The sequence below is a fragment of the Brevundimonas sp. GN22 genome, from assembly GCF_054824005.1.
The window spans coordinates 1-1,286 of record NZ_JSYD01000126.1; the positions used below are offsets into that span (position 1 = coordinate 1).

Below are 1,286 nucleotides of genomic sequence, written 5' to 3' on the forward strand. Positions count from 1 at the left end.
GCCTTGATCTCCGGAGCCAAGAAAGCCACCCGAAGCATGCGCGCGGCATAGGTGGAGTTGATGTCTTCGGCGCGGGCTAGATCTTCCAATCTAGTCACCTCGCCGTTCAAGAGTTTGCGCTTCCAGGCCTCGGCCCTGACCAAGGCCGAACTGAGGGCCGGGTCCAGATGGCGTTTGATGATGGCCTCGGTGCCATTGGGCCCCAGCACGGTCAGTCCGCCGCGCTTGGTAATCTGGATCGGACAGAGGATCACCGGCTGATTCTGTTCCTGCTCCAGTTGCGCCAATCGCATCTTCCCCGCATCGCTGATGGGGCACTCGGCTATACGTGCCGGATCCAGTCTGATCTTCAGCCCCTCGCTCTTCACCTCAATGCGGTCGATCACATCACGCACCTGATCCCAACTGGGTGATTTCTTGGTCTCCAGTAAGGGAGCCACAGCCTTGAGCACGGCCTCTTCAATCACCGGCGCAGGCACGCGTGGATGCACTCCCGCTTCAGACTTGCGCCCCTTCTGTACCGCCGTTGAGACATAGTATCGATAGGTCGCCCCGCCCTTACGGCTGGCGCTGACCGGCGACATCACCTGCCCGGCGCTATCGAAGATCAGTCCACTCAAGGGTGCGCCTCTATGGTTGGGGCGGGCCTTGCCCGGTTTTCGGGTGCGACGGGTTTCATCTAGCAAGGCCTGCACAGCATCAAAGGTCTTGCGCGAGATAATCGCCTCATGCTGACCGGGGTAGGATTGGTCCTTGTGGGGGATCTCACCGATGTAGGTGCGGTTGCGCAGCAGGTAGTAGATAGCCCCACGTTGCAACGGCCCGCCACCGGTCTCTACCTCGTGGCGATTAACCCAGCGCTTGGCGCAGATGCCCTTAGCCGATGCATCCTTGACCATCTGGTGCACAGACTTCACCTCCAGATAGCGGGCAAACATCCAGCGCACCGCCTCGGCTTCTTGTTCGTTGATCTTCAAGGTGCGCCCGTCGGGGTCATAGCCCAGCAGCGGGGTGCCTCCCATCCACAGGCCCTTCTTCTTGGAGGCAGTGATCTTGTCGCGGATCCGCTCTCCGGTCACTTCGCGCTCGAACTGGGCAAAAGACAGAAGGACGTTCAGCGTCAGCCGCCCCATGGAAGTGGTGGTGTTAAAGGCCTGGGTGATGCTGACAAAGCTGGAGCCGGTACGATCCAGCACTTCCACAATCTTGGAGAAGTCGGCCAGCGAGCGCGTCAGGCGATCGACCTTATAGACCACCACCACATCTATCCGCTTGGCCTCGATGTC

Annotated in this window: 1 protein-coding gene; it reads right to left on the reverse strand. The window is 60.2% G+C overall.

The window, feature by feature from the left end; translation table 11 throughout:
• Positions 1–1,286, reverse strand: a 1,286-nt coding sequence (locus tag OB03_RS13985) for a recombinase family protein (protein WP_461344564.1), incomplete at both ends; no start/stop codon positions are given.